Below are 26898 nucleotides of genomic sequence, written 5' to 3' on the forward strand. Positions count from 1 at the left end.
CACCGTTTTTCTGTCTCGTTCTAAAACTTATTATTTCGCCAAAATTTACGTCAAATGTCCGACACGGGTTCTGTCGGCGTGAGGGCCAGCCACGCTGACAGTCCCGCCGGGAAAAGCGAAACGATGCCAAAACCAATGTTACCCCCGACCAAGATCATGACCGCAGAGGCCACGAACCCTGCCGCCATAATCATGAGGCCTATTTTTCGGGTTCGCGCAAGGAGAGCCAAAGCCGCGCCCAGAATTTGAACGATGCCGAACGGGATGAGCAAACCAAGCGACATGTTTACCGCCTCGAAAAAGGCGATCTCTTGGGGCGTTTGCATGATTTTCGCGACACCCGCCGCGAGGCTCATCAGGATAAGAAGGCTTAGGAGTATGAGTTTTATGATCCGCATGGCGCTGTTCTCCAGCCCAACCCAGTGGGCCTGCCCCTAACGTGCAGGCAAATCGATGGGCGTCAAGCATTAAAGCGGACGGACTGGCCTTAAGCCTTACGCCAACTCGTCCCCTCAGGGCCGTCTTCCAACACAATCCCCAGCGCCGTGGCTTCGTCGCGGGCGGCGTCGGCGGCAGCCCAATCCTTGGCCGCGCGGGCCTCTTGGCGGCGAAGCGCAATGGCATCGAATTTGGATTGCTCGTCGTCGGATGAATTACCTTTGAACCAGTCTTCGGGATCTTTTTGGAGGAGGCCCAGGAGGTTAGCCAAACAAAAAATCTCATTCCAACGAAACTCTAAACCCTCGGTGCGGTAGTGGTTCGAATGAATAGAAGGTTTATTTAACTTCAACTCATTTAGATATTCGACGGCATCCGACATTTGAGTAGAAATATTTTGTATTGTGCCAATCAAATCTAAATCAACCATCATTGCATGGTCGGAGTTATCGGCGTCATAGGCCTGCCCAAAATTGTGGGTGAAACTGCCATGGTCTGTCTCTTGAACCCATTTTTGCAATTCGAGAACACGTCGATACCAACCATCCAACTGAGCTTTACTCTCCTTCAGCAAATCCTCTGACCAGCTCAACTCACTTCGATAATGCGCTTTCAGTAGCGCCAAGCGAATGACCTCGCCGTCCCACTCCTTTAACAAATCATGGACCAGCGTGACATTGCCCAAGCTCTTGGACATTTTCTCACTACCCATGTTGAGGAACTCATTATGGACCCAGTAATTTGCGAATTTCTCTTCGTCATTCGCGCAGCAGCTTTGGGCGATTTCATTTTCGTGATGCGGGAATTTTAGGTCGACGCCGCCGCAATGAATGTCGATGACGTCCGTTTCGAGCCCTTCGGTAAGGGTTGCTTTCGCCATTGCGGAACATTCGATATGCCAGCCTGGGCGACCACGGCCGAAAGGTGCATCCCAGCCAACGCCGTGAAGTTCGGGTTTCCAAAGCACAAAATCGGCCGCATTCTTCTTCCGCGCAACTTCGCCCTCACCCACGCGGTCCCCGCCGCGTAGCGCGTCGAGCGTATTGCCCGAAAGTGCGCCATAGGCCTCATAAGTCGAGACATCGAAGAACACATGTCCGTCGGACTCGTAAGCATTCCCTTTTTCAATCAACTCCGCGATCATCACAATCATATCGTCGATATGTTGTGTCGCATGCGGCTGATGCGTCGGTGGCAGGCAATTTAGACCTGCGAGGTCTTCGTTATAAATCCGCGCATATTTCTCTGTGATCTCTGAAATGGGCAGGCCCGTTTCTTTGGACGATTGGATAATGCGATCATCGACATCGGTGATGTTGCGTGCATAGACGACATGCTCTTCGCCATAAATATGACGCAGCACGCGGAACAAGACATCCGCAACCACCGCCGCGCGCGCATTGCCGATATGGGCATAGGAATAGACCGTCGGCCCGCAATTATACATCGTAACCCGTTTGGGGTCTTGCGGGATGAATGGCTCTTTGGTGCGCGTAAGCGAATTATAGAGCGTGAGTGGGTTATGGTCTGTCATAATGCGCGCCTGTTAGCGGTTCAGCCACTTGTTTGAAAGCCTCTTTGCGTTCAGATTGCGCGAATGAAACCTGCCCAATTTATCGTTATCGCCGCCATGTTGATGATCGGGGTTCTGACCTATCGCGATATGACCGAACCGTATGAACATGATTTGACCTTTGAGGTGGATGGCACCGCCGCCATTGTGCGCGGATCAACCGACAGTCGTTCGCATAATCTGGTCAAAGATTTCGTACGTGAAAACCCCCAGGTCAAAACGCTCATTTTGCAAGCGATGCCGGGCACCCAAGATATGGATACCAACCGTCGCGTCGTCATGGATTTGCGCGCGGCGGGACTGGCCACGCATGTTCCTGCAGACGGACGCATCGCCAGTGGAGCCGTCGATTGGTTCATCGCGGGATCGCCGCGCACCATTGAATGTGGCGCGATGATCGGCGTGCATAGTTGGGGCACAAAAATTGGCGAACGCGGCGATCAAACTCTCTATGATGGGCAACGCGGAACGCAACGTTATTTCCTCGACCGTATGGGTGTCAGTCCAGACTTCTATGAATTCACACGCGCGGCGGCTGGCCCCGATGAGATACATTGGTTGAGCGTGGACGAGATGTTACGATTTGGATTGATCGACAAAGATCCGCAGTGCGAGGGCTGATCTGACATAATCTCGCCCAATTTGGGCTTTTCTTTGGTGGCACTGGGGGGTTTCGGAGAGACCCAAATGAAATTAATTCAAAACCTAACCGCTGCCGCGCTACCGTTCATGCTACTTGCAGCCCCTGCCTTTGCTCAAGATAACATGGCGCAAGAGATCGTCACAGACGCAGCAAAAGATGCAGCAAAAGACGCTGTAAAGCAGAAGACCAAAGACGTGACGGAAGACGTCAAAGTCCTATCCGGTGATGTCACGAAAATGAAAGACGGCACGATTAAAGCCAAAGGTGATCCCTTAGTCCTCGACACGCCAAATAACGTGATCACAGCCACCAAAGGCGAAATGATCCTGACCGAGGAAGAAACCAAGATCTACGGGAAGGAAACTCAGACCAAACCCAAAATGATCAAAGCCCCTGCAATGCAAGACGACAGTAATTTGCCTCGCGAGATGGCCCCCTCGCCTGAGCTTGTTAAAATTGCCTGCCCCAGCGGGACAACCGCGCAACCCAATGGCACCTGCATGATTACGGGCGATTACAAAGGGTAGCTGCGACGCATAGGCAGGACACAAGATTGCACTCTGGCCTTTCGGGGTCAGGGTGCCTATATGCGCTGCCATGACCAAACCGACTTTGAAATCCGTCTCCGCTGCGCCCCGTCCGTCACAGGAAGAGGCCATGGAGGCCGTGCGCACTTTGATCGCATGGGCGGGCGACAATCCCGAACGCGAAGGCTTGCGCGATACACCAAAGCGAGTCGTCAAAGCCTATCAAGAATGGTTCAGAGGCTATGCCCAAGACCCCGCCGATGTTTTGTCTCGCGTATTCGAAGACGTGTCTGGCTATGATGACATGGTCATTTTGCGTGAAATCGACGTCGAATCGCATTGCGAACACCACATGGCGCCGTTCCTAGGCAAAGCCTGGGTCGCATACCTACCAACGGACAAGGTTGTCGGCATTTCGAAACTCGTCAAAGTCGTCGAAATTTTCGCCAAGCGCCTCCAAACTCAAGAAACGATGACCGCGCAGATCGCGGATGCCATCGAAGACGCGCTCAAGCCACGCGGGTGCGCCGTCATGATCGACGCAGTCCATCAATGCATGAGCACACGCGGCGTGCATCACCCGAATGTCTCGACCATTACAACGCAATTTACGGGTGAGTTCAAAACCAACCCAGCGCTACAAGATCGCTTCTTACGCGTGATTGGGAAGTAGTCAGACCCCGACGGGGTTTGTATAAATCACGTCAGAGCGCAGGACATATTTCGTTCCAGAAATGATCGGAATGCGCTCATGCGGCTGCTGAGGTAAGGCGCGTGAGGCCTGTTCAAGCCGTCACTCCCGCTGGAGAGCCTGCTCCGACAGCATATCACATTAAAACAGGGCCCATTCTTGGGACCCCCAAGAATCGCAGGCAATAAAAAACCCGCCTAAAGAGACGGGTTTTTGCTATTCTATTTGACGCACGAAGCGTCGCATTTGCGCTACGCTTCTTTGGAGGCTTCCAATTTGACGAGCTGCTTTTTGATCTTTTTCGCTTTTTCAGTCAGCTTGTGGTTCTTTGTTCCAAGAAGGAAAAAGTCCAAACCGCCTTTAAAGTCGACAGTGCGCAGTGTTTTTGCTGCGATACGCATGCGGAACTTTTGGCCCAGCGCGTCAGATGCGAGCGTGACATTACAAAGGTTCACTTCGAACCGACGCTTTGTGCGGTTCTTAGCGTGAGAAACATTATTGCCGGACATTGGGCCGGTATCGAGAAGGTCGCAGCGACGTGCCATTGGAACACCTATCAGACATAAAAAAATGACCCACACAAGGTGGGTAGTAACTTGAAGGCGCGACCTAAGGGCTGTCTGCCCGCTCGTCAATAGATTTTTACGGCTCTACCTCACCCATTTGTAATGCTATAGGGGCCACTTGTTCATTCTAGCGCCACAAATGATTTGCGATACCCCTCATTATGAAAACGACATTAAAATCGATCGCCGCCGTATCCGCTCTTAGTTTAGGGGCCTTAAGTCTGGGCGAATTGGCGACTGCGCAAAGCCTTTCGCCGTCTGTCACGCCGAATCTCTTGCTGAAAGGCGAGAACATGGCCGTTCTGAACGCCCAAAATCTCGGCGATCGGTCATACGTCGTCCCCGCACCCGGCCCTGATGCCACGCAAATTCGTATGAAGCTCAAGGGCTATGTGTTTGGCTTTCGGGTCATTAAATCGGATTTGATCACGACCTTCGATGACAATAGCTATGCTTCTTATACCGATGCTAAATCATCCGGCCTCGCAGCTTTGCTCAAAAAGATGGAAATCTGGTCCGTCACAAAAGGTCGCTATGACAAGACGGGCCTGCGTCCTGATTGGCACGTGCAGCAAAACACCGATAAAAAGAATCGCCGCGTTGAGATGAATTACGATCGCAATGCCGGTGCGGTAGACGTCGCGATTGAACCGCGTTTGGGCAGCCAAGGCGTCCCGCCCGCGACACCGCGCGAACGCTACAGCGCCAATGATACGATTTCTGGCATCATGCACCTCATGATGATGGGGACAAAGATCAACGGCGAGCTTTGTGAAGGTCGCGTCCCATTCTTTGACAGCAAACAGCACTATAATCTCCGCCTCGAGCGGATTGGTACCGAGCGCGTAAAGTTTGATGGCGACAAGGAAGAGGCCATTCATTGTCAGGCTTATTATGAGCCAGTTGCAGGATATGACCCTGAGGATTTGCCCAGCGAGGAGGAAGCCTCGACACCGATTAATGTCTATTTCAAATATTATGAAGAGGCAGGCGTCCACGTTCCCGTACGCTTCACATATAAAATCAGCGGCTTCACCGCTGTTGTGAAGGTCGATGATATCGAAATCGTTCCCCCGCGCTAACGCTTGGCTTCAAATCACCTGATGCTGAAAAATGGAATGGGTCGCGCAAAGTCGCGGCCCTTTTCGTAACAACAGGGCATATTAGTTTGGTCTAATTCTCCAACTTGGCTTAACGGCACCGACGAATCGTTCCATCCCATCCCCAACCTCTCGACTGAAACGTAGTCACCTCATGTCCCGCTACTCTGATCCCATCGTTAAGGCCGTCCTTGGCCCGACCAATACGGGTAAAACCCATTATGCGGTCGAACGTATGTTGGGCCATAGTTCGGGCGTTATCGGCTTGCCATTGCGACTTCTCGCCCGCGAAATTTATGACCGAATCGTTGGTCTAAAAGGCACTGAACAAGTCGCGCTGATCACAGGTGAAGAGAAAATCATTCCGCCCCGCGCACGATTTTATGTCTGCACCGTCGAGGCCATGCCCGTCGAAAAACGTTTTGCCTTTCTTGCGGTCGACGAGGTTCAGTTGATGGCCAACCATGAGCGCGGCCATATTTTCACGGATCGCGTTATGTATGCGCGCGGCATGGAGGAAACGCTGTTCATGGGCGCCGAAACCGCGCGGGACGTTCTCGCAACTTTGGTGCCGCGTATTAAATTTGACCACCGCGAACGCTTTTCCGAACTACATTATAGTGGACCGACGAAGCTCACTCGCCTTCCTAAACGCTCCGTTGTTGTCGCGTTTAGCACAGCCGAAGTTTACGCCATTGCCGAGTTGATACGTAGATATCGCGGCGGGGCGGCCGTCGTGATGGGGGGATTATCGCCACGGACACGCAATGCCCAAGCCGAAATGTTCCAATCGGGCGAAGTGGACTTTCTGGTCGCGACCGACGCCGTAGGTATGGGGCTCAATCTCGACACAGATCATGTCGCCTTTGCGGGACTAACCAAATTTGATGGCCGCCGCCGTCGCTATCTCACTCCTATGGAAGCGGGACAAATCGCGGGACGCGCGGGACGTTTCAGGAACGACGGGACCTTTGGCACGACGGGCGATTGTCCGGCGATGGATGAGGATTTGGTCAGACGCATTGAAGCCCATGAATTTGAACCGCTACACTATGTTGAATGGCGCAATTCAGACTTGGATTTTTCGACCATTGATAGCTTGATGGAGAGCCTTCACACCCCTCGTCCCACCAATCGCCTCCGACGCATCAAAGGGGCCGATGATGAGGCCGCTCTTGAGCGGTTAAAAGCCATTGATGAGGTTCATGACGCGTTGAAAACCCGCATCCAAGTCAAGATGCTTTGGGACGTTTGCCAAGTTCCAGATTTCCGCAATCTGACCATCGATACACATGTGAAGATGCTACAAGATATTTGGCGCACCCTCATGCGCGGCGGCGGGCGGCTCTCTGATGATTTCATGGAGCGTAAGATCAATCGCTGCGACGATACTTTTGGCGGTGTTGACCAACTCTCGGCCCGTTTGGCCCATATTCGGACCTGGACCTATTGCGCATCCAAGGTAAATTGGATGCCAAATAGCTCTGGTGGGGCAGAACATTGGATAAATCATGCGCGAGAGGTTGAAGACAGGCTATCAGACGCGCTACACGCAGCATTAACAGCACGTTTCGTCGATCGGCGAACGCGGAAGCTGCTGAAGGGCATAGGAGCCGATCTGGACATGAGCGCCACCATTAAAGACACCGGAGAGGTGTATGTTGACGATGATCTGATCGGTCGTCTTGACGGTTTAAAATTCACGGCAGACGCCAGCCAAGGCGGGCTGGAAGCCCAAGCCCTTGCTGCGGCAGCGCAACAAGCCGTTGGACCAGAAGTTGATCGTCGTCTGACATCTATCTCATCTGGCACCCATCAGATTTTTACGCTCTCGGATACAGGCGATATCATGTGGGGCGGCATGGTCGTCGGCCGCATTGCGCCAAGCGGGTCCGTCTTTACGCCTGACGCCGAAGTCATTGGCGGCGAATTGGGCAAAGACGTCCTGCGCGAAATGGCTGCCGATCGCATGCGGGAATTTTTACGCGCCGCCGTGAATGATCATCTTGTACCGCTCAAGGCGCTCAAAGACATGATCGCCGCCGACGACACCCTGCCCGCGGCCAAAGGCTTTGGATATATCCTTCTCGAGAACAATGGATCGGTTGAACGGCGCGAGCATTTGCAAACTGTACGGGATTTAGATCAAGACGCGAGACGCCAACTTCGCTCAGTCGGCGTCGTTTTCGGTCATTATAACGTTTACTTACAAGACATGGTCAAGCCAAAGCCTGCACGTTTGCTGTCGCTCCTGGTTGCCTTTGGTGTGGGTGGCGACAAAAAGCCGTGGATTCCTTTCGCGGGTGTGACGTCAATTAAAAACGAAGGCGACTTGGCCTCGTCAAATTTCACAGATCAGGCTTTAGCTCTCGCCGGGTACCGCGCCGTTGGTAACCGCATCATTCGCTTTGATATTCTAAACCGCTTGTCCTTCATCATTCGTGAAGCCCAGGACCACTTCCAAAAATCCAAAAAGCCAGATGTGCGTGGTCACAAATTCCAAGTCATGGCCGAAATGCTGGCCTTGCTCGGGTCGACATATGAAGATGTGCAGGGTGTACTCACAGCTCTAGGTTATAAATCAGAAACAGTGGCCGAGCCGCTCACGCAATCGGAGCAACCGGCTGAAACGGCCCCTGCTGCGGAGACCGCTGTCGTTGAGCCCGCACTCGTTACTGCCCCGGCTGTTCCGGATGTTGCAGGCCAGACACCCGCCCCCGAAGCGACTGCACCAGATGCGAGCGCCGTGCCTGCCTCGCCAGCACTGACGGCCACACCCCCGAAGCCGCAAAGCAAACCGCGTCCGAAAAAGACGCTCACTTTGTATCGCAACCGCGTGACTGACGAGGCTGGGGTAGCAACTGAGCAAGAAAATCTTGAATATTGGCATTTTCCTACCCGTGGCCAAAAAGGTTTCAAACCTGGCGGCAAAGGCAAACCTGCTTTTAAGGGCAAGCGAGACAAGCGACCGAACAAAGGTCCGAACCCGCGTCGTGACGCGCCGAAAGGCCCGAAACCACCCACAGCCCGTCAGGTCGAAAACTCCCCCTTTGCAGCGCTCGCGGCTTTGAAATCCCCTAAGAAGGATTAAACACCTGCCACGTCAGCGTTCGACATCACAAAAACTGCCTGAAGCCTCACCGCTCGATGAATCCTGTCGATTGGATGTCTGGCTCTTTCGAACCCGCTTGCAAAAGACGCGAACTGGCGCAGCGAAATTGGTCTCAGACGGGAAAGTGCGTCTGACACGTAACGGTGTCACCGAACGTACGAAAAAGCCGCATACTTTGGTGCGCCCAGGCGACGGCGTGACCTTCATGCGCGGTAAGGAACTTTATACGGTACGTATGAAACACGCAGGAACGCGGCGGGGGCCCGCCCCAGAGGCTCAAACGCTCTATGAGCGACTCGGCGATTCTGCAGGAAAGACTTGATTAGCCAGCAGTTGACACTATCCACAGCGTCCGTCACATCGCGCGGCGACATAACTCGCAAGCGCGTCACAGGAGTGAGAAAAGCATGACCTATATCGTCAAGGACGAGTGCATCAAATGCAAGTTCATGGACTGTGTCGAGGTCTGCCCCGTCGACTGTTTCTATGAAGGCGAAAACATGCTCGTCATCCATCCAGATGAGTGTATTGATTGTGGCGTGTGCGAACCCGAATGTCCCGTTGATGCGATTGTCCCCGATACGGAAGACGAACCTGACGGAAAGTGGCTGGAGATTAATTCGAAATACGCTGAACTTTGGCCTGTTATCACGGTCAAGAAAGAACCGCCTGCGGATCGTGAGAAATACGAGTCCGAAACAGGTAAGTTCGAGAAATACTTTAGCGCTAAACCTGGCACGGGCGACGAATAAACCAGGTTTTCGGCCAACGGGCCTGACACGGAACTGGGATTCGCTTTTCGTCTAAAATTGTGATATAGTACATCCAAACACTATAGAGCGCGGACGCCCTTTCAAAAGGCAGCCGCGCTTTTGATTTGTAAGATATAGGGACTCTGTAATGGCTGCCAAAAAAACCACTGCGAAGAAAAAAGTTAACAAGCGTATTTTCAAAGTCGGACAACATATTGTCTATCCTGCGCATGGCGTTGGCGACGTGATTGGAATAGAGCAGCAAGTCATCGCAGGTTTTGACATCGAAGTTTACGTTGTAAAGTTCGAGCAAGATAAAATGACCCTACGCGTTCCAACTGACAAAGCTGGAACGTCTGGCATGCGTGCGCTCTCTGATGATCTGACGCTCAAAGATGCTTTCACCACGCTCAAAGGTCGTGCGCGCATTAAGCGCACAATGTGGTCACGTCGTGCGCAAGAATATGAAGCTAAGATCAATTCTGGTGACTTGATCCTTGTCGCTGAAGTCGTTCGTGATCTTCACCGTACGGATGCTCAGCCAGAGCAGTCATATTCCGAACGTCAGCTCTATGAAAGCGCGATTGATCGCATGGTCCGTGAAGTGGCCGCGATTAAAAAGCAGTCACGTGATGCCGCCCTCGAAGAAGTTTTGGAAACCTTGGCGAAAGCCCGATCTCGTCAAGCGGCTAAAGCTGAAAAAGAAGCCGCCGCAAAAGAGGAACAAGAAGGTGATTCACCTGCGGCCTAAGGCCGCTCCTACCCTGCCATAGTGGGGTAAACTTCTGTTTTGCTGTAATTTTTGCGCTCACGCGCTTGACGTGTCCTACCACTTTACACATCGTTCACGCTCCGTTGGGGCGGGCGCGTGTAAGGATTTAGACATGAAAAAAACATTGAAACTACTTTTGATAACGGGCGCTTCCGGTGCCTTCCTCGGCGCTTGCGGTGGCGGAGGTGGTAGTTCAACGCCACCTGCCGTTGTTGTAACCCCACCACCGGTTACGGATACAGCGCCGGTTTACACAGCCGGCACTTTCGAGCCGGCGACAACCTTTAAGGACATGTGCGAAACCCCCCGCGCCGGTCGAGCGGACCAAGCAGGTTCAACCTTGGAAGAAAAGTTCTGGCTCCGCTCTTGGACCGATGAAACTTACCTCTGGTACAACGAGGTTACCGACCGTGATCCGAATTCCATTGCCGACCGCATTGATTACTTCAACGAGCTGCGTACCGCCCGAACAACCTCTTCCGGCGCGCCTGTTGATCAATTCCATTTCAACATCGACACTGAAGAATATGAAGCCCGTCAATCGGGTGAGGCAAGCGCTGGCTATGGCGCGCGTTTCCGTCTCCTACAAAGTGCCCCCCCGCGCGATATCCGCGTGGTCTACACCCAGTCCAATGGCCCCGCTGGCGCTGCGGGTGGTTTCCGACGCGGCGACAAAATCTTAGTCGTCGACGGTATTGACGCGGTAAATGGCGGCAGCACCCAAGCCGAACTCGATATCCTAAATGAAGGCACTTTCCCGACCGTCGCAGGTGTCGAGCATAACTTCACTGTCTTGGGGACGGATGGCGCGGAACGCGATGTCACCATCACATCCGCAGACGTCGTGGAGCAGCCAGTGACAACAACGTCAATTATCGACACGGCAGATAGTAAAAAAGTTGGCTATATCCATTTCACAACATTCTCGCCTTTCAGCTCTGAGGAAGCCATCTTTACCGCTATGCAGGAAATGGATGCGGCGAATGTCGACGACCTTGTTCTTGATTTGCGGTATAATGGGGGTGGCCTACTTGCTGTCGCCGCGCAAGTTGGTTTCATGGTGGCGGGCGCGGATGAAACGGCCAACAAAACTTTTGACCGCCTGACATTCAACGATAAAAACCCAACGACCAATCCCGTAACGGGTCGAGCTCTTGAGCCTACGCCGTTTTACAGCACAGGCTTGGGGTTCACCGTCAATCAAGGTGTTGCCCTTCCAGAATTGAATTTGGAGCGCGTCTTCATCCTATCCACCAGCGGAACCTGTTCTGCTTCGGAAGCCGTTATTAACGGGCTTCGGGGCATCGATATCGAGGTCATTCTGATTGGCTCGCAAACTTGTGGCAAACCTTACGGATTCTATCCGACAGATAATTGCGGAGAAACCTATTTCACCGTTCAATTCCGGGGTGCTAATGACAAAGGGTTCGGCGATTATGCCGATGGTTTCTTACCAAATGACGGCAATGCTGGATTTGGCGAAGAAGTCCCTGGTTGCACCATTCCTGACGAATATCAGGGCGCTTTAGGCGACGCTGATGAGCCATTCTTGGCTGCGGCCCTGCAATATGCACAAAACGGAACCTGTCCAGCCGCGACTGTGACTAAGCCTGCACAATCAAAGCTACAGTCTACCTTTAGCTCTGGCTTGGACATGATGAGTGACCCTCGCTTGGCAACGGATGAGTTCCTTCGCACCAGCCGTATCGGCGGCGTCACAGATGACGTGATCGTAGGTGAACAATGAGTATCGCCCGCCTTATCTCTCTCGCCACAGTCCTCGCTTTGACTGCCTGCCAGAGCGTTCCAAAGGCGCAGGCATCTCGGCTATCTATAGCGCCCGATGCCTCGCAAAGCCAAGCCATAAAACTTGCCGTTCATAAAGCGATGGGCCGCTCTGATCTGGATATGGATCCAGGTCGGCTCGTCGATACATCAATTCTGATCGTTCGTCCGATCGCGGTTAAAGATTTGACGGATCGTGTTCCCGGCACGCCCACGGAATTTACGCTCATGCGTCGCGGCGAAATGTGTTACCTACTCGAAGCAGGCGGTGGTCGGCGAATTGAGCTGCCCGACTTGCAGTGTCGATAAATAGAAACACCTAGGCGCCTTGCGCTAAGATAAAACTTCCAAACGGCCCGGATGATCAAGCCAGATCATTGGGCCGTTTATCATTTCAATCCAGCCGCGCACACGAACGCGGGCCCCTGACAGCTCAACGGGCTTTATCTCATCGAAACGTTTGACGTTCTTTTTGGCGATAGCAACGGTGAAGTCCGTTCGATAGTCTGCCCCAAAATTGAGATAAATTCGCCCCCTCACATCCGCGGTGGAGGTAACAACGCCCTCAATGATTTGCCAACTGTCCACATCTTGCGCCAATGGATCGGGGTCCGGCTTCCGTACCGCATACGTGGGGTCGGCCCAAAGGCCGCGCGAACGGTCGCGCGCTTGGTTCTCAAACCCGTAGAGCGCCTCCATATCAGCTAGTTCGCCCTTCCAGCTATAAACCCGCACCAGTCCTAAACGCACAAGCTCACCCTGTACCCAGAGATCAGGGACGCCCCGTCCGTCGAGGGTGTGAACCTGCGCGACAGCTCTGCCAAAGCGGTCGCGGTTTTCGCCGCCGTAAAAAAGCTGAACACGGCGGCCTTGGATAATGGCCGCAAGCCCTGCCTTAGCCTCTTTGGCATAGGGCCAAGCCTTTTGCGCACGTTGGGCGGTGCGTGGGGCTTGTACGGCAGAAAGGCGTACGGAGAGCTCGCTCTCATCGGACAAGCGCATAACGAAACTATCGCCATCTACAATGCGGGCCACCTGCCCGATCTCACCTTTGGAAAGGCTCGGTACTGACGGCGATTTCGATTTCCCCATGAGGAAGAGCGAAGCGGTGCCAGTGATGAGCGCGGTTCGGCGGCTCAACAGAATATTTGTGTCAGCTTCAGACGTCACAAGCGATCTGTCCCATAAAAACCACCACAGGTCGAATCATCTGTATTGCAACAGAGTCTACAGTAGGGGCGGCTATGCTTGCGCAATTTAGGCAAGTTTCATAAAGGGGCGGAGATGGTCCCGTAGCTCAGTCGGATAGAGCAACAGATTCCTAATCTGTAGGTCGGTGGTTCGAATCCACCCGGGATCGCCATCTATTTACTTTCGACGTAAAGCCGGAATCATCCGCGCCAGTGTTCCGTCTTTGGCGACAAAATGATGCTTAAGAGCGCCACCTACGTGCAGGACGAATAAGAATAAAATCAACTTCGCCCCGATCTCATGTAGCAGCTTTAATCGGTCCGTCATCGCATCCGAGGACGGAACACCCGGCATGTCAGGCAGTGGGATGAGAAAGAAAAGCTTATTTTCAATAGGTAAGCGCGACGCTGACACCATAGCCCAACCAAGCAGCGGAACCCCAATCATCAGAACGTAAAATCCGACGTGGGTCACTTTGGCTGCGCTGAGCTCCCACTTTTTCATATCGGCGGACAGAGGTGGCGGCTTATGCCCTAATCGCCAGATCAACCGAAAAAGTGACAGGATTAGGACCGTGATCCCAAAGCTTTTATGCCATTGATAAATTGTGAACCTCTGCGGCATCCATTCCTGCGTCATCAAAAACCCAAATACGATCAGGCTCAGGATCATCAGCGCGATCGCCCAATGAAGGGCAATCGCAACGCGTGAATAACGGTCGTTTGACAGAGGTGTTGCCACTATTCGACTTTCTGAAATTCAACTTCGATGGTGATTTCAATTTCATCAGCCGAAGGCGCGTAGGTATCGACGCCAAATTCGGAGCGGCTCAATGTGCCCTTGGCAGAGACGCCAAACATATCAACACCTGACCGGAAATGTTTGCCAACTTTGTTCACGGTCCCTGTCAGGGTGAACGGCTTGGTGACGTCTTTGATTGTCAGATTGCCCGTCAATGTACCGTAGCCATCTTTGATTTGTGAGATATCCGTCGAAACGAATGTGACCTCAGGATAGTTTTCAACATCGAAAAAATCTGCTGATTTAATGTGTTTGTCCCAAGCCTCAACGCCCGTATCCAGATCTTCGGTGGGGAGGGAGACGCTTAATGTTGAATTTTCTGGGTTTTCATTGTCGAAAACAATTGTCGCATCCGTAGTGCCCCAGCGGATGATCGGGCGGGAATATTCCTGATGCCAGTATTGGAACGCGACATAGGCGTGTCCCTGCTCTGACTTATACGTACCGCTTGGGAGCACCGATAAATCAGCGCCACGCATCTCGATTTCGCCAGCCACATCGGTGGCGGCCTCGACGACGGTGCGGTCCATTTTCGCCGTATTCGTGTCTGCGCCATTGGAGCACGCGGACAAAAGCGCGGCCGTTGAAATAAGAGTAAGTTTACCGAGGTGCATTTTAATCTCCAAGTTCTATTTTACGTAAGTACGAGTTAAAAAGCAAAAAGTCTTGATTAATTCTTGGCCGTACCATCACATTCTCTTGTGAACTAAAACGTGAAAGCGCGCATTGCTTCTGGCTATTCTTGCATTTGACTAGTCTTGCATCTGCTGCGGCTTTGGAAAATGCTGGCGCAAAACATCCGCGGCATCGAGTGGGATCGATTTAGCTTTCGGGAACGCGCGAGCGAAATTTAAGAAGCCATGCGGCATCGCTTTTTCATGATGATAGGTCACATCACACCCGTGATTGATCAGATTATCCGCATAAAGTTTCCCCTCATCCCGCAGGGGGTCCAGACCCGCAGTCAAAACAAAAGCGGGTGGCATGCCTTTCAAATTCTTTTCCAAAAGCGGTGAGAGACGCGTGTCGGTCGCATCGGCTCCCGCCACATAATGTTCGTCAATAAACTTCAACGCCATAAATCCGAGTTGTAGCCAGTCCTGCGGTCCTGGCTTGGGCGGCTTAAATTCCATGAGTTGCATCAGCGGATAAAACAGAATTTGGCTCTTGATCTGATTGCGGTATTTTTGAGCGAGATAAGCTGCCATGTTACCGCCTGCACTGTCTCCGCCCACTGCGATGTTAGCCGGATCAATGCCATAATCTTCTAGACCTTGTCCGTCTAACGCCCATTTCAACACGGTTTCGCAATCGTCTGGGCCAGCAGGATAGGCGTGCTGTGGCGCGAGCCGGTAATCAACGCTCAAGACCCTGCAGATCGCACCATTTGCGAGACGTCGCGTGATACCCTCATGCGTTTCCACATCGCAGGTCACAAAACCGCCTCCGTGGAAATATATTAGACAGGGTCCAGCAGGTTGGTCAGCCCCAAAAGGCACAAATAGACGGCAGGGAATGGCGTTCTCATCTTCCCCAACGTTGAAATTCTCAGTGTTGGCCATCCGTGGACCAGGTTTATCAAATTGGTTAGTGACGCGGCGAAAGCTTTCTTGGAACACATCGATTTGATCAGGTTCAAATTTAAACTTGGCGAGTTGCTGTTGAAAAATTGACGGCTTTTCCTCGGCATTTGTTTCGTCTTTGCGTCGTTTTAAACGCTGTAGGAAATTCTCACTCATTACACATCTCCAGCATAGGGTGGTGCGGGATCATACTCCATGGCGCGCTGAACGTCCCGCGCAAATTGCGGCGAAAACATTTCACCCACCAGCCAGAGCGCCATATCGATGCCGGCAGAGACGCCCGCCGAACTCACAAGATGTCCATCACGTACATATCGGATGTTTGGCACTAAGATCCCTTCCAAGCCGAGGCGTTTAAATTCTTCAAATGCGGCCCAATGGGTCGTAATCCGTTTTTCTGTCGTCAACCCAGCTTTGGACAGCGCAAACACACCTGTGCAAACAGATGTGACCCATTTGCATGTCGGTGCAATTGTCTCGATCCACTCTATCACGGGCGGGCGTTGGATAAGAGGCCGCACCCCTTGCCCGCCAGGAACACAGATAATATCGAGGGCGCTGACGTCCGCGATTGCGACATCCGCTAACACCCGCATATTTTTAACAGCTTTAATTTGTTCGCCATTCTCACTGATGAGACGCACTCGAACCGCGTCGCGTTCTTCACGAGCTCGAAGCACCGTGTTGACCATGTTCCAGACTTCCCACGGTCCCACAAAATCAAGTTCTTCAACATCGTCAAAGATTAAAATTCCAATATCTATCACTGAAACCAAACTTTCTGAAAAGACCTAAAGGAGCGCTCCGCTACATTTTGTGATAGATTTCTGGGAGCTTTCACGCAGAAAATCCGCCGCTGTCTAGAAACGCTTGCTCTTCGGGGGTCGTTTCTCGTCGGATAAATTTGTTGCGATGCGGAAAGCGGCCAAATCTTGCGATTACATCCCGATGAATTTTAGCGAATTTCAGCGTCCCCTCCTCAACGAGCCGGGCATCACACAGGGTTACGCAAGCCTCCTGATCCGCTAAATTCTCACTGTGCATATAAGGCATATATACAAAAGGCCGTTGCTCTTGGGTAAGCTTTAGGTCGGCCTTCAGAGCCACCATGCGCTTAGCCGCCGCCAAGGCTTTTTCATCCCACGCAAAGGCAGCGGGTGTGGCGCGATACATATTTCGCGGCAATTGATCCAAGGCGATGATCAACGCCAGATGCGCGTCTGGCCCCTGCGTTTCCCACGCGTGAACCGTTGAAACCCTCGCTTGGTCCGCCGCCAATGACATGGCCGTCATTTCCAAGTTTTGCCGTATATGAGCGTCAAAGGCGTCGGTTGATTTGAACCAGTGTTTCTTGGCCTCTGGCGAAAACCAGAACGCTAAAATATCCGCCGCAGTCTTCATTCTAGAGACGAACCGATCCACTAATAATTCCAGCGTAAACCTCAGGGTCAATCCGAGAGTAGCCGCCCGTCTTAGGGTCAGCATATAAAACCGGCTCTGAGATATTAGCGGGATCAAAGCCCGCTTTTACCAGATTTGTTTTCTTGAATTTAAACGTACTGGTCGTGTCAGAATCTTTTGACAGACGGATGAAGACGGGACGCGCGTAATGCGGCAGTTCCTTATCCACATGGGCTTTCAGCTTCTCAAGATCGGGATCGCCCTCAATGACAAGGGATGCCATTCCTGCGCGGCCGTCATATCCTGGGACAGCGACGCCATAGACGTTGGCTTGGGTCACCCCTGGAAAGACCGACAGGACAGCGGCAACTTCATTCGTGGCAACGTTTTCCGCTTTCCAACGGAACGTATCCCCTACTCGGTCCATGAAGTAGTAATAGCCTTCCGCGTCGCGTTTCATCAGGTCCCCTGTACGGAACCACGCGTCGCCTTTTTTGAACACGTCGCGTAAAATTTTCTTCTGCGTGTCTTCTTTCGTGCCATAGCCTTCAAAGCGGAAACGCGGGTCATCATCCCTAATTTCACCAATCATTTCGCCAGGCGTATTTAGGTTTTCACGAATGCAGAACCCGTCCGCGCCTCGCGGATTTTCGCCCGTTTCCACGTCATAACGAATGATATCGATATTAAACTTCCAAGCCAGATAGGACGGCACGCGTCCAACCGCGCCCACAGGACCGTCGACATTGATTAAGCTGACATTACCTTCTGTTGCGCCGTAGAATTCAATCACGTGGGGAATGTTGAAGCGGCTCACAAAGCTCTCCCACACTTCTGGTCGCAAGCCATTGCCCATGATCCATTTGATACTATGCGCACGCTCATTTTCCGTTGGTGGTTGAGACAGCAGAAAGCGACAGAGCTCGCCCACATAAGCGAACATCGTCGCCCCATATTTAACTGCATCATCCCAGAAACGGGACGCTGAAAACTTCGGTATCACGATCACCGCCCCACCATAGGTCAACATCGCGCCACATCCCACGAGGCCGCCTGTGGCATGGTACATTGGCAAAACCATCATCATGCGGTCAGATGCAGATGCGCGCGCACCGCTACCTAGACCACGCATATAATTTTGAGCGCGTACATGGGTGACTTTTGCCGCTTTCGGCATGCCTGTCGTCCCAGAGGTGAACATTTTCATGGCGAGGCCCGCCGCAGTTAAGCCATCGCGTTCCGATCTAGCCGGGCGGTCAGGTCGAAGTTCCGACAGTGCATTGTCGAAACTATCATAACCCTCAACGTCGCCAAAAGCGGCCCACACCTTTGGTTCACCCTCGACTTGGTCTTTTGCGCCATTCCATTGTTCAGCCATTTCGACATCCATAACGACATGCTTGGATTCAGAAATATTGACACAATGGGCGAGCGCTTTCCCTGTGAGTTGATAGTTTAGCAACGCGGGCACAACGCCTAGCTTTGTGAGGCCAAACCAAAGCGGAATATACTCCAGTCGATTTCGCGCGAAGATGGCGACGGTGTCACCTTGGACAAGGCCGAGGCCCTTCGCCCAAGCCGCGACACGGTTCGCGTAGGTTTCCATGTCGTTATAGGTCCACTGACGATCGCCCTCAATAAAGGCGAGGTTAGGTCCGAAAGCATCAACGCGCATTTCCAACTCATCCGCGATCAAATTATTTGACGACGCGTCAACAGTTTTGACCGCCCGCAACATGCGCAGCAAGCCACCGACGAATTTGATCTCACGCGAGAGAGAAAAGCCCATTAGGACCTCCGATTGGGAAAGGATTTGGAAAGTGTCTTATCCACACTCTGACAGATTTGGCAAAAGAAAACCCCGTTTGCCAGGATGAGGCAAACGAGGCTTTAAAGTAACTAACTTTGCATCTGGCCCGAAGGGAGTAATTTCGAAACCAGACGTGGGAACTTGGGATGCCTCCCGAGGTTCGAACTATACTTTGCAACACCCGTGCCAAGATTTTCTATCCGTTTTATTCGCTTTCTGGGCGAGAAAATGGACCCACTGGTTCAATCTGGCACAGAGTTGTACCAGATTGAGACAATTATCAATTCGGATACGCGCCAGTTCCAACTTGCAAGCATGTTCCGTCTGATTGTTCGGACGTCCCTGCAGGACATGGGGCTGACTCAATCACCCGCGTAGGTGCGGGCCTGTATTGAGACGCATCATTCTGCGACGGCCGCGATGTGTAACCCTGCGGACGAATTTGTCCTGAAGACGCCAGACGGAAGCCTTCGATGTAATTCGGCGGAAGGTAAATCGGTGTTTCACCGCCCTGCGCGTCCAGCGCAATCACTGTCAATCCATCAAACCGAGCCGCGTCTAAACGTTCGGCTGGAATGAAAACACGAAGCTTGTCTTCACGGGCACAATCGACACTGCGTGTCGTCACGATATTACGACCCCCATAGCCATCATTCGGAAAGAAATCGAGCTGGCGACGAGTCATATTGCTCGGACTACGACGCGGGTTTGGTGCCGTGCGCGTTGGACGTTTAGGCGGTGCAGCGCGTTCACTGCGCGGTTGAGACCGTGTTTGTCGGCGCGGCGCAGGCCGTGATTCTGCACGCGGTTGCGCCGCCGCTCGGGGCGTTTCGACTCTTGGTGTCTGCGTTCTGGGCGCAGCCGCTCTTGGGGTTGCCGCACGTCGATTTGCGCGACGCGGTTCCGTCCAAGATCGTGTCGGCGAGTTAGATTGCGCTGGTGGCGTCCCCATTTCCAAACGTTGACGCGGGTTTACACCACGCATCGGTCCATTATTTCGCGTCGCAGCATTGTTAGAGTTACGCGACGTTCCGACACCATAAGATTCAATACGGCTCAACCGATCTCGGACTTGTCGCTCGCTTTGACGCGGGCGGATTGTTCGCGGCGTTTCACGGCTACCATTTCGGTCAGCGCCGATGTTTGCGCGGCGTCCATCCCTACGATCATCCCGACGATCTGCACCACCGACGGCATCTAAGACGCGGCGATGAATACCAGGGCGAGAGGATCTTGACCCGCCATAATTGCTGCGGCGACTGTAATTTCGAGCATAATATCCATACCCTGGTCCATAATAATTGACACCAAAGCCAAACCCAAATCCACTATGCCCCGCATAATGACGGTAAGGTCGATAGAGGCCGCTCAAAGGACTGCGGTCATAATAGCTGACATGGTCGTAAACGACATTGTCGACGCGAGTTGAACATTCCAGAACACGACTATCGCGCAGAACGACGGGCGCCAGCTCTCCATTCACAAAGCTGACATCCCCATATCCCCGGCCACCATACGGATCATCGGAGGGCGAGTTGTAATAAAAATCCACCTCTAGCAACGCACCGTCTGGCAGGCGACGACCGTCAATTGCAACGGCAGATCCCGCAGACCGAAGCTTTACAGAGCCCGCCAAAGACGGGTCCTCTTCAAACGCATCAAAGGGTGCGGCGATAAGTTCTTTTTCGCCCGTCCGTGGGTTGAAAGTTGATGTAACATCCCGCGCGATTTGTTCAGCTGGAATTGTTGGAAAGCTCGGCGCAGCGGCGACCATGATTGGCGCGCCGGCTTGATACGACGTTTGTGCTTGCGCGACTTGCGACCCCAATGTGAGAACGAAAGCTGCCGTTGTCATCAGCCAGATACGGGGTGTGGGTCGTGTTATCATAGGGTCTCCTACCGTATTAAAGCTGAGCGGACCCTGAGAGTCACGTTAACTCTCCATTCATGTTTAACGCGGGCGGATTTGTCCCATATTCCCCTCGCTTCAGAAGTTATCCTTTAGTGCGCGGCGACGACCGAGTTCCTCAGCATTGCCCGCCGTCACGAACGGATTGGCCCGTTTTTCAATTCCAACTGTTGTTGGGACCGTCGGAATATTGGCGGCACGTTTGGCCTGCGCATCGGTCACCGCAGCAATCAAATCGGGATTGTCGCCGTCAACAGACATCGCGAACTTCGCGTTCGACAGCGTATATTCATGCGCGCAATAAAGGCGCGTTTGTTCTGGCAGGGCCATCAATTTAGATAGGCTCTCCCACATTTCTTGCGGCGTGCCCTCGAACAAGCGACCGCAGCCAAGTGCGAATATCGTGTCGCCGACGAAGGCGAGTTCCGCAGAGGGCAGATGATAAATAATATGCTCATCCGTATGCCCTGGGGTATGAATGACATCGACATGATGACCTGCAAAATCAAAGCTATCGCCGCCACTGAGCGTTTCATCGCGCGCCGGGATCGCGTCTTGGTTCGGCCCCCGCACATGGCAATTATAGCGCCGCTTCAACGCCACATTTCCACCCGCATGATCGGGATGCCAATGCGTGTTCCAAATTTCAGTTAGGGTCCAACCCCGCGCTTCGCATTGTTTTGCAATCTCTTTGGCGTCGGGCGTGTCGATGGCGGCCGTCGCGCCCGTTTGCGCATCATGGAGCAAAAATCCATAATTATCGGAGAGACAAGGGAATAAGGCGACCTCAAGCGTCATGGGATGGCTCCCCGACCTTCGCTGCAACACCCATCAAAACGACGCTGAGAGCTGGCCAAATCATCGTCAGCATAAAGAACCCGACATGGGCGTTCCCGGCCGCTGGATCGGTTTGCGCGGCACGACCTGTCTGCGCAAAGGCGAGCCAAACAATCGTGGTCAAGGCCAAGCCAGCCCAAAGCGCCAGCCGTACGCGACGACGCGGGCGCATGGCACTGTCGAGCAAGAGGAAAGGTGCCGCAGTGTAAACCGCCATGCCGATGACGGTGCCAATTCCGCTCGCTTTCACGTCGGACATGGCCGCTACAATCCATCGGTCCGCCAAAAACGGCAACGCAAATGCGAGTATGGCGGTGATGACACCAATTTTGGTGACGGTGGGACGGTTAGCTTGATCGGTCATAACAGGCTCTTACTGCGACACGTCGAGAAGAACAAAGGGAATTGGGGCAGAAAATACGGCGCATTTTTACGCAGGGTAAACCGCCAATCGCCCATCAAGGGAGCGACAAAAACAAAGCAGGACAGCCCGCGTGGTCGATATCCGCGATGGAATACCAGAAGTGTAGTTTTGTTTTACGCGAAAATCAGGAGTTGGGTTGTAATGCCAACTCGCCACGCGGCAGCGGTTTTTGATAAAGCGGCCCGTCTGTCCTACCAGTTAGGCCTCGTTGGACCCAGGCATCGGCTCTCACTCTAAAAGTCCCGGCACAGTCAAATGTCTCACCATTCGATGCTCAGACCCACCGTCCTTCAAACCAGCAAGCGAGGCCTCGCCTGTCCCATGTCCGAAAGAACCTGAACACCATATCATCGGTTTTGAAAGCGGGGATGCGATTATGTGAAAATGCTTTGTTACAAGGGCTTGGCGTGTATCAACGACGGGAAAGACTTTCAAGACAGCCTATTTCACCCTCGCTATTACACCTCTGTCATCCCATAAAACGGCATGCCTACACCATTCAATTTTGATCCCACCTCTGTTGCCTTCGCCGCTGACCCCTATGCCGTCTACGCAAAAATGCGGGGTCAAGACGCGCCCTATTATTGGCCCGACCTCGATATGGTGTTGTTGTCGCGTTATGCCGATGTGTCCCAAATCGCCGTCAATCCCGCGATGGTGAGGTCGTTGAAGGGAGTCCGGAGTGACGCGGAATTAGAGGCGGAAAAACGCAAATCTGGGTTTGCGGATATGCCGTTCCATGAGCGCTTTGTGCAGACCAACTTGCTCGATACTGACGGAGCTGAGCATGAACGCCTGCGGCGTTTGATTTTCGGCGCGTTTACGGGACGCGGGGTAAAACATTTGGAAATATTTATCCAAGCCTATGTTGACGCCCTCCTCTCTAAAGCCCCGCACGGATTATCTTTTGACTTTATCGAACTTGTTGCCGCGCCTTTACCCGGATTGGTCATTGGTCGCTTTTTGGGGATTCCCGAACGCGATGCGCCGCAGCTGCGGCAATGGTCAGAAGATATCGTCAGCTATTATGACGTCGACAAAACACCAGAGAAAAAAGCGAAGGCTGAAGCGGCCGTCAAAGCCTTCCATGATTATTTAATTGATTTGAAACGCAAACGTCGCGCATCGCCAAAGGACGATCTCATCTCGCAGATGATTATGCAGGAAGCCGACGGATTGTTTCGCAAAGATGAATTAATCGCGACCTGTATGTTGATCTTAATGGCGGGACATGGATCGACAATCGATGTCATTGGGACCGGTCTGAACAGCCTGTTGAATCATCCTGACGCCCTGCAAGATTTACGCGACGATCGGTCGGTATTGCCCACCGCGATTGAAGAGATGTTCCGTTATGAGCCCCCATTACCATTTTTCCATCGCCACGCGACAGAGGCGGTAACATTGCGGGGGCACAAATTTCCAGCGGGGACCACGTTCGGCCTGCTTTACAGCGCAGCTAATCGCGATGGAAACGTATTTCCTGACGCCGATGCATTTAACATCCGCCGCGCGCCCAACCGTCATATGGCTTTCGGGCGTGGCGCTCATTTGTGTTTGGGAAATCAGCTTGCGAAGTTGAATATGCGAATTTTGTTTAACGCGTTATGTTCGCGTTTTCACGTGATGGAGTTTGCGGGGAATGTAACGTTCAAGCCAGGACTATCCACGCGAGGATTGAAAAAACTACCGCTGATCGTCAAATAATTTGGAGGACACCAAAACCTTATTTTCGAAATTTGGGTAAAAGTTTCCCCGCACTTTGGCGGTAGGCCTCATAGACGTCACCGTGTTCAGCGATCAGGTCCCGTTCTTCAAACCACAAGCCGACAAAAATATAGACCGTGAAACCGATACTCAACCAGATTTGCGTCATCGACATTGTCGGGGTCGCCCAGACCCCAAGCAAAATACCCGTCTGAATGGGATGGCGGATATATTTGTACATCGCGCGTTCTACAAATCTCAACGGCGCAATGGGTTGCTTTTGAAAGTTTGCGTAGACCTGTCGCAATCCGAATAAATCGAAGTGATTAATCGCGAATGTCGAAGCGAGTAAAAAGGCCCACCCGAAGAGAAATAGGCCCCAAAGCATATAAACCAGGATGGGAGATGATAGCGTCCAAACCATTCCGCTCATCGTCGCCCAACACCCAATTAACGCAATGCTGGTTAAACCGGAGAGCAACACATATGTCGCGCGTTCAGTGGCCTTGGGCATTACCTTCGCATGAGCCGCTTTGAAGCTGGGCCGAGCGGTGAGCGTGTGAATAAACCCCCAAATGGTTACAAGTCCAAGGTCCCAGATAATAGGGTTTAGCCCAGTAATAGCCCCATCAGACAAAAATCCGTAGGGCAGAAATCCCGCCAGAGCTGCAATGATACAGACTAAGCCAGCAACACCGATAAAGTAGGCCAAAACCCCGTAAATTAAGACTAAAACTCTAGACATTTCGCACCCCTGCATCGTCTTGACCCTGAGACAGTCGCCTCCTCTGTATTCCAAATGGGGCAAATCACCTAATCATGAAAATTTTGGGCCCATTCCTTAGGGCCCAAATAAAAAAGCCGCCCTCCTTAAGGAGCGCGGCTTCGTCATTCAGTTAAGGGCAAAGATTAGAGGATTTACGCGTCTTCCTTTGGTTTCGGCGCACTTTTGCCTTTGCCTGTGGCTTTGCCTTTTGTCGGTGGGACAATCTTGAAGGTTAGGTTTTCCTTCTTTCTGTCCACGCCGACCTTGACCAACCCACCCTGTTTAAGCTTTCCAAACAGGATTTCATCAGCCAATGGCTTTTTGATATATTCCTGAATGGTGCGACCTAGCGGACGCGCGCCATAGCGTTTGTCGTAGCCTTTCGTCGCCAACCAGAGGTTTGCACCATTCGACAATTCAAACTCAATCTTACGGTCTGCAAGCTGTGCTTCCAATTGTATGACGAACTTGTCGACAACTTTGGAAATATCTTCCGGCGTCAGGGGCGCAAAGGACACGATAGCGTCCAAGCGGTTGCGGAATTCTGGCGTAAAGCGGCGTTTGATCGCCCCTTCTTGCTCGTCAGATTTCAACCCGCGTCCGAAGCCGATTTCAGCCTTAGCAGCATCCGCCGCACCCGCATTTGTTGTCATGATGAGGATGACATTGCGGAAGTCGACTTTGCGGCCATTGGCGTCCGTGAGGAACCCGTTGTCCATGACCTGCAACAGGATGTTGTAGATGTCCGGATGGGCTTTTTCGATCTCGTCCAGAAGCAAAATGGAATGCGGATTCTGGTTCACTTGATCTGTCAACAAACCGCCTTGATCATATCCGACATAACCTGGAGGGGCACCGATTAGGCGCGACACTGTGTGACGCTCCATGTATTCGGACATGTCGAACCGCAGCAGCTCTAGACCTTGAGTCATCGCCAGCTGTTTCGCGACTTCGGTTTTACCCACACCCGTTGGGCCCGCGAACAAATAAGAGCCAATCGGCTTATTCGGTTCACGCAAACCAGCCCGTGCGAGTTTGACCGCAGACGCGACTTGATCAATCGCGTTGTCCTGACCAAAGACCATACGCTTTAGATCCATTGGTAAAGACTTGAGCGCCTTCTCATCATCACGCGAAATAGATTTCGGTGGGATGCGGGCGATCTTGGCGATAACGCTTTCAATCTCTTTAATACCAATCTTCGTTTTGCGATCCGCTTCAGGAACCAGACGCGTGCGCGCACCCGCCTCATCGATGATGTCGATGGCTTTGTCGGGCAGCTTACGGTCTGTGATGTGACGCACAGACAAATCGACTGCGCCTTGGATGGCCGCAGGTGTATAGGTCACGCCGTGGAACTCTTCGAAATAGGAGCTCAAGCCTTGCAGGATTTTCACTGCATCTTCGGCCGTTGGCTCCGACACGTCGATCTTCAAGAAACGACGCGATAGCGCACGGTCTTTTTCAAAATGCTGGCGATATTCCTTATAGGTTGTCGACCCCATACAGCGAAGTTTACCCGACTGTAGAGCTGGCTTAAGCAAATTGGACGCATCCATTGCGCCGCCAGATGTAGCGCCCGCACCAATGATCGTGTGGATTTCGTCAATAAACAGAACCGCACCTGGCGTTTCCTGCAACTGAGTCACGACCGCTTTCAGACGCTCTTCAAAGTCACCGCGATAGCGAGTGCCAGCCAGCAATGCGCCCATATCCAACGAGTAAATTGTCGCGTCCATCAGGACATCGGGCACTTTCTCATTGACGATACGGCGCGCGATACCTTCCGCAATGGCCGTTTTACCTACGCCAGGATCCCCCACAAGAAGTGGGTTATTTTTGCGGCGGCGCGACAGGACCATGATACAGCGCTCAACTTCATCATCGCGGCCAATCAGCGGATCAATGTCGCCCTCTTTGGCTTTCTGGTTCAAATTGACCGTATATTCCTCGAGCGGGTCTTTTTTCTTCGCGTCTTCTCCATCGGGCGTGTCCGCCCCCATAGGAGATTTAGAGGCGGAACTATCGCCAGATTTGGAGATGCCATGGCTGATATAATTCACCGCATCGTAACGCGTCATATCGCGCTCTTGCAGGAAGTAAACAGCGTGAGATTCACGTTCGGCAAAGAGGGCAACCAGCGCATTTGCACCTGTGACTTCTTCACGGCCAGAGGACTGCACATGGATAACAGCGCGCTGAATGACGCGGTGGAACCCAGCCGTCGGGCGAGCCTCTTCAAATTCTTCAACGACGAGCGACGCGAGGTCTTCGTCTAAATAGCGCAGCACATCGGCGCGCAATGGTTCAATATCAACATCGCACGCCGAAATAACGGCGGCGGCGTCTTTGTCATCCAAGAGCGAGAGCAAAAGATGCTCCAGCGTAGCCAGCTCGTGCTTGCGATCGCTCGCCAAAGTCAGGGCGCGGTGGATGGTTTCTTCCAAAACGGGGGAGAAAGATGCCATAATGAGTATTCCTTTCGAAAAAAGGATGTGGGGACACCCTCC

At 52.7% G+C, this 26898-nt stretch carries 26 protein-coding genes and 1 tRNA gene; 12 read left to right on the forward strand and 15 right to left on the reverse strand.

Translation table 11 applies throughout. The features are described 5' to 3' along the window. Window positions 1–50: 50 nt before the first annotated feature. Window positions 51–398, reverse strand: coding sequence for a hypothetical protein (locus IE073_RS06020; RefSeq protein ID WP_189582668.1), 348 nt, complete (start codon window positions 396–398; stop codon window positions 51–53). A gap of 89 nt (window positions 399–487) precedes the next feature. Beyond that, entirely contained in the window at window positions 488–1972 is a 1485-nt protein-coding gene (gene cysS, locus IE073_RS06025; RefSeq protein ID WP_189582671.1) for a cysteine--tRNA ligase, read from the reverse strand. Window positions 1973–2035: 63 nt separating this feature from the next. Here cysS and IE073_RS06030 point away from each other — a divergent pair, with 63 nt between their 5' ends. The 3 genes from IE073_RS06030 to folE all read left to right on the forward strand — a co-directional run bounded on the left by IE073_RS06030 (window position 2036) and on the right by folE (window position 3854). After that, on the forward strand, window positions 2036–2632 hold the full coding sequence (locus IE073_RS06030) for a hypothetical protein (protein ID WP_189582674.1): 597 nt from the start codon (window positions 2036–2038) through the stop codon (window positions 2630–2632). A gap of 66 nt (window positions 2633–2698) precedes the next feature. After that, on the forward strand, window positions 2699–3181 hold the full coding sequence (locus tag IE073_RS06035) for a hypothetical protein (RefSeq protein WP_189582677.1): 483 nt from the start codon (window positions 2699–2701) through the stop codon (window positions 3179–3181). Window positions 3182–3251: 70 nt separating this feature from the next. Continuing rightward, on the forward strand, window positions 3252–3854 hold the full coding sequence (gene folE, locus IE073_RS06040; RefSeq protein WP_189582680.1) for a GTP cyclohydrolase I FolE: 603 nt from the start codon (window positions 3252–3254) through the stop codon (window positions 3852–3854). Window positions 3855–4123: 269 nt separating this feature from the next. On the opposite strand, the gene rpmB is transcribed toward folE, so the two are convergent. Further along, the gene (gene rpmB, locus IE073_RS06045; protein WP_189582683.1) at window positions 4124–4417 is read right to left on the reverse strand and encodes a 50S ribosomal protein L28; all 294 of its coding nucleotides are present in this window, start codon (window positions 4415–4417) and stop codon (window positions 4124–4126) included. Between the two features lie 182 nt (window positions 4418–4599). Between rpmB and IE073_RS06050 the strand changes: the two genes are divergently transcribed. From IE073_RS06050 to IE073_RS06080, 7 genes are all read left to right on the forward strand, one after another. After that, on the forward strand, window positions 4600–5520 hold the full coding sequence (locus tag IE073_RS06050) for a DUF3108 domain-containing protein (RefSeq protein ID WP_189582688.1): 921 nt from the start codon (window positions 4600–4602) through the stop codon (window positions 5518–5520). A 172-nt stretch (window positions 5521–5692) separates the two neighbouring features. Further along, complete coding sequence (locus tag IE073_RS06055; protein WP_189582691.1) at window positions 5693–8629, forward strand: helicase-related protein; 2937 nt, start codon at window positions 5693–5695, stop codon at window positions 8627–8629. A gap of 70 nt (window positions 8630–8699) precedes the next feature. Continuing rightward, window positions 8700–8972, forward strand: a complete 273-nt coding sequence (locus IE073_RS06060) for an RNA-binding S4 domain-containing protein (protein WP_189582694.1) — start codon at window positions 8700–8702, stop codon at window positions 8970–8972. An 85-nt stretch (window positions 8973–9057) separates the two neighbouring features. Beyond that, entirely contained in the window at window positions 9058–9402 is a 345-nt protein-coding gene (gene fdxA / locus IE073_RS06065) for a ferredoxin FdxA (protein ID WP_189582696.1), read from the forward strand. A 148-nt stretch (window positions 9403–9550) separates the two neighbouring features. Next, window positions 9551–10153: a CarD family transcriptional regulator gene (locus tag IE073_RS06070; RefSeq protein WP_189582698.1), complete on the forward strand. Its 603-nt coding sequence runs from the start codon at window positions 9551–9553 to the stop codon at window positions 10151–10153. A 133-nt stretch (window positions 10154–10286) separates the two neighbouring features. Further along, window positions 10287–11921: a S41 family peptidase gene (locus IE073_RS06075; protein WP_189582700.1), complete on the forward strand. Its 1635-nt coding sequence runs from the start codon at window positions 10287–10289 to the stop codon at window positions 11919–11921. After that, window positions 11918–12268: a hypothetical protein gene (locus tag IE073_RS06080; protein WP_189582702.1), complete on the forward strand. Its 351-nt coding sequence runs from the start codon at window positions 11918–11920 to the stop codon at window positions 12266–12268. The genes IE073_RS06075 and IE073_RS06080 overlap by 4 nt, the downstream gene beginning before the upstream one ends. 24 nt (window positions 12269–12292) lie before the next feature. On the opposite strand, the gene IE073_RS06085 is transcribed toward IE073_RS06080, so the two are convergent. Next, window positions 12293–13129, reverse strand: coding sequence for a thermonuclease family protein (locus tag IE073_RS06085; RefSeq protein ID WP_189582704.1), 837 nt, complete (start codon window positions 13127–13129; stop codon window positions 12293–12295). Window positions 13130–13245: 116 nt separating this feature from the next. Here IE073_RS06085 and IE073_RS06090 point away from each other — a divergent pair. Continuing rightward, window positions 13246–13322: transfer RNA gene (locus tag IE073_RS06090), tRNA-Arg, on the forward strand. A 5-nt stretch (window positions 13323–13327) separates the two neighbouring features. On the opposite strand, the gene IE073_RS06095 is transcribed toward IE073_RS06090, so the two are convergent. From IE073_RS06095 to IE073_RS06135, 9 genes are all read right to left on the reverse strand, one after another. Continuing rightward, entirely contained in the window at window positions 13328–13891 is a 564-nt protein-coding gene (locus IE073_RS06095; RefSeq protein WP_233349852.1) for a cytochrome b, read from the reverse strand. After that, window positions 13891–14565, reverse strand: coding sequence for a YceI family protein (locus IE073_RS06100; protein ID WP_189582706.1), 675 nt, complete (start codon window positions 14563–14565; stop codon window positions 13891–13893). The genes IE073_RS06095 and IE073_RS06100 overlap by 1 nt, the downstream gene beginning before the upstream one ends. A 138-nt stretch (window positions 14566–14703) precedes the next feature. Beyond that, on the reverse strand, window positions 14704–15690 hold the full coding sequence (locus tag IE073_RS06105) for an alpha/beta hydrolase (RefSeq protein WP_189582709.1): 987 nt from the start codon (window positions 15688–15690) through the stop codon (window positions 14704–14706). After that, the gene (locus IE073_RS06110) at window positions 15690–16301 is read right to left on the reverse strand and encodes a DJ-1/PfpI family protein (protein ID WP_233349854.1); all 612 of its coding nucleotides are present in this window, start codon (window positions 16299–16301) and stop codon (window positions 15690–15692) included. Before IE073_RS06110 ends, IE073_RS06105 begins: the two co-directional genes overlap by 1 nt. 70 nt (window positions 16302–16371) lie before the next feature. Then, window positions 16372–16935, reverse strand: coding sequence for a DUF924 family protein (locus IE073_RS06115; RefSeq protein ID WP_189582713.1), 564 nt, complete (start codon window positions 16933–16935; stop codon window positions 16372–16374). 1 nt (window position 16936) lies between these two features. Further along, entirely contained in the window at window positions 16937–18724 is a 1788-nt protein-coding gene (locus IE073_RS06120; protein WP_189582716.1) for a long-chain-acyl-CoA synthetase, read from the reverse strand. Window positions 18725–19025: 301 nt separating this feature from the next. Continuing rightward, complete coding sequence (locus IE073_RS06125; protein ID WP_189582719.1) at window positions 19026–20633, reverse strand: hypothetical protein; 1608 nt, start codon at window positions 20631–20633, stop codon at window positions 19026–19028. 99 nt (window positions 20634–20732) lie between these two features. Then, window positions 20733–21452 carry a hydroxyacylglutathione hydrolase gene (gene gloB, locus IE073_RS06130; RefSeq protein ID WP_189582724.1) on the reverse strand — a complete coding sequence of 240 codons (720 nt, stop codon included), beginning with the start codon at window positions 21450–21452 and terminating at the stop codon, window positions 20733–20735. Continuing rightward, window positions 21442–21855, reverse strand: coding sequence for a hypothetical protein (locus IE073_RS06135; RefSeq protein WP_189582727.1), 414 nt, complete (start codon window positions 21853–21855; stop codon window positions 21442–21444). Before IE073_RS06135 ends, gloB begins: the two co-directional genes overlap by 11 nt. 546 nt (window positions 21856–22401) lie before the next feature. On the opposite strand from IE073_RS06135, the gene IE073_RS06140 reads away from it, so the two are divergent. Further along, on the forward strand, window positions 22402–23622 hold the full coding sequence (locus IE073_RS06140; RefSeq protein WP_189582730.1) for a cytochrome P450: 1221 nt from the start codon (window positions 22402–22404) through the stop codon (window positions 23620–23622). A gap of 19 nt (window positions 23623–23641) precedes the next feature. Here IE073_RS06140 and IE073_RS06145 read toward each other — a convergent pair whose 3' ends face one another. Together IE073_RS06145 and clpA are read right to left on the reverse strand one after the other, a co-directional pair. Next, window positions 23642–24367 (reverse strand): methyltransferase family protein, encoded by a 726-nt coding sequence (locus IE073_RS06145; RefSeq protein WP_189582734.1) that lies wholly within the window; start codon window positions 24365–24367, stop codon window positions 23642–23644. Window positions 24368–24540: 173 nt separating this feature from the next. Beyond that, window positions 24541–26856: an ATP-dependent Clp protease ATP-binding subunit ClpA gene (gene clpA, locus IE073_RS06150; protein ID WP_189582737.1), complete on the reverse strand. Its 2316-nt coding sequence runs from the start codon at window positions 26854–26856 to the stop codon at window positions 24541–24543. Window positions 26857–26898 lie beyond the last annotated feature (42 nt).

The sequence above is a fragment of the Litorimonas cladophorae genome, assembly GCF_014652455.1.
Lineage (GTDB): Bacteria > Pseudomonadota > Alphaproteobacteria > Caulobacterales > Maricaulaceae > Litorimonas > Litorimonas cladophorae.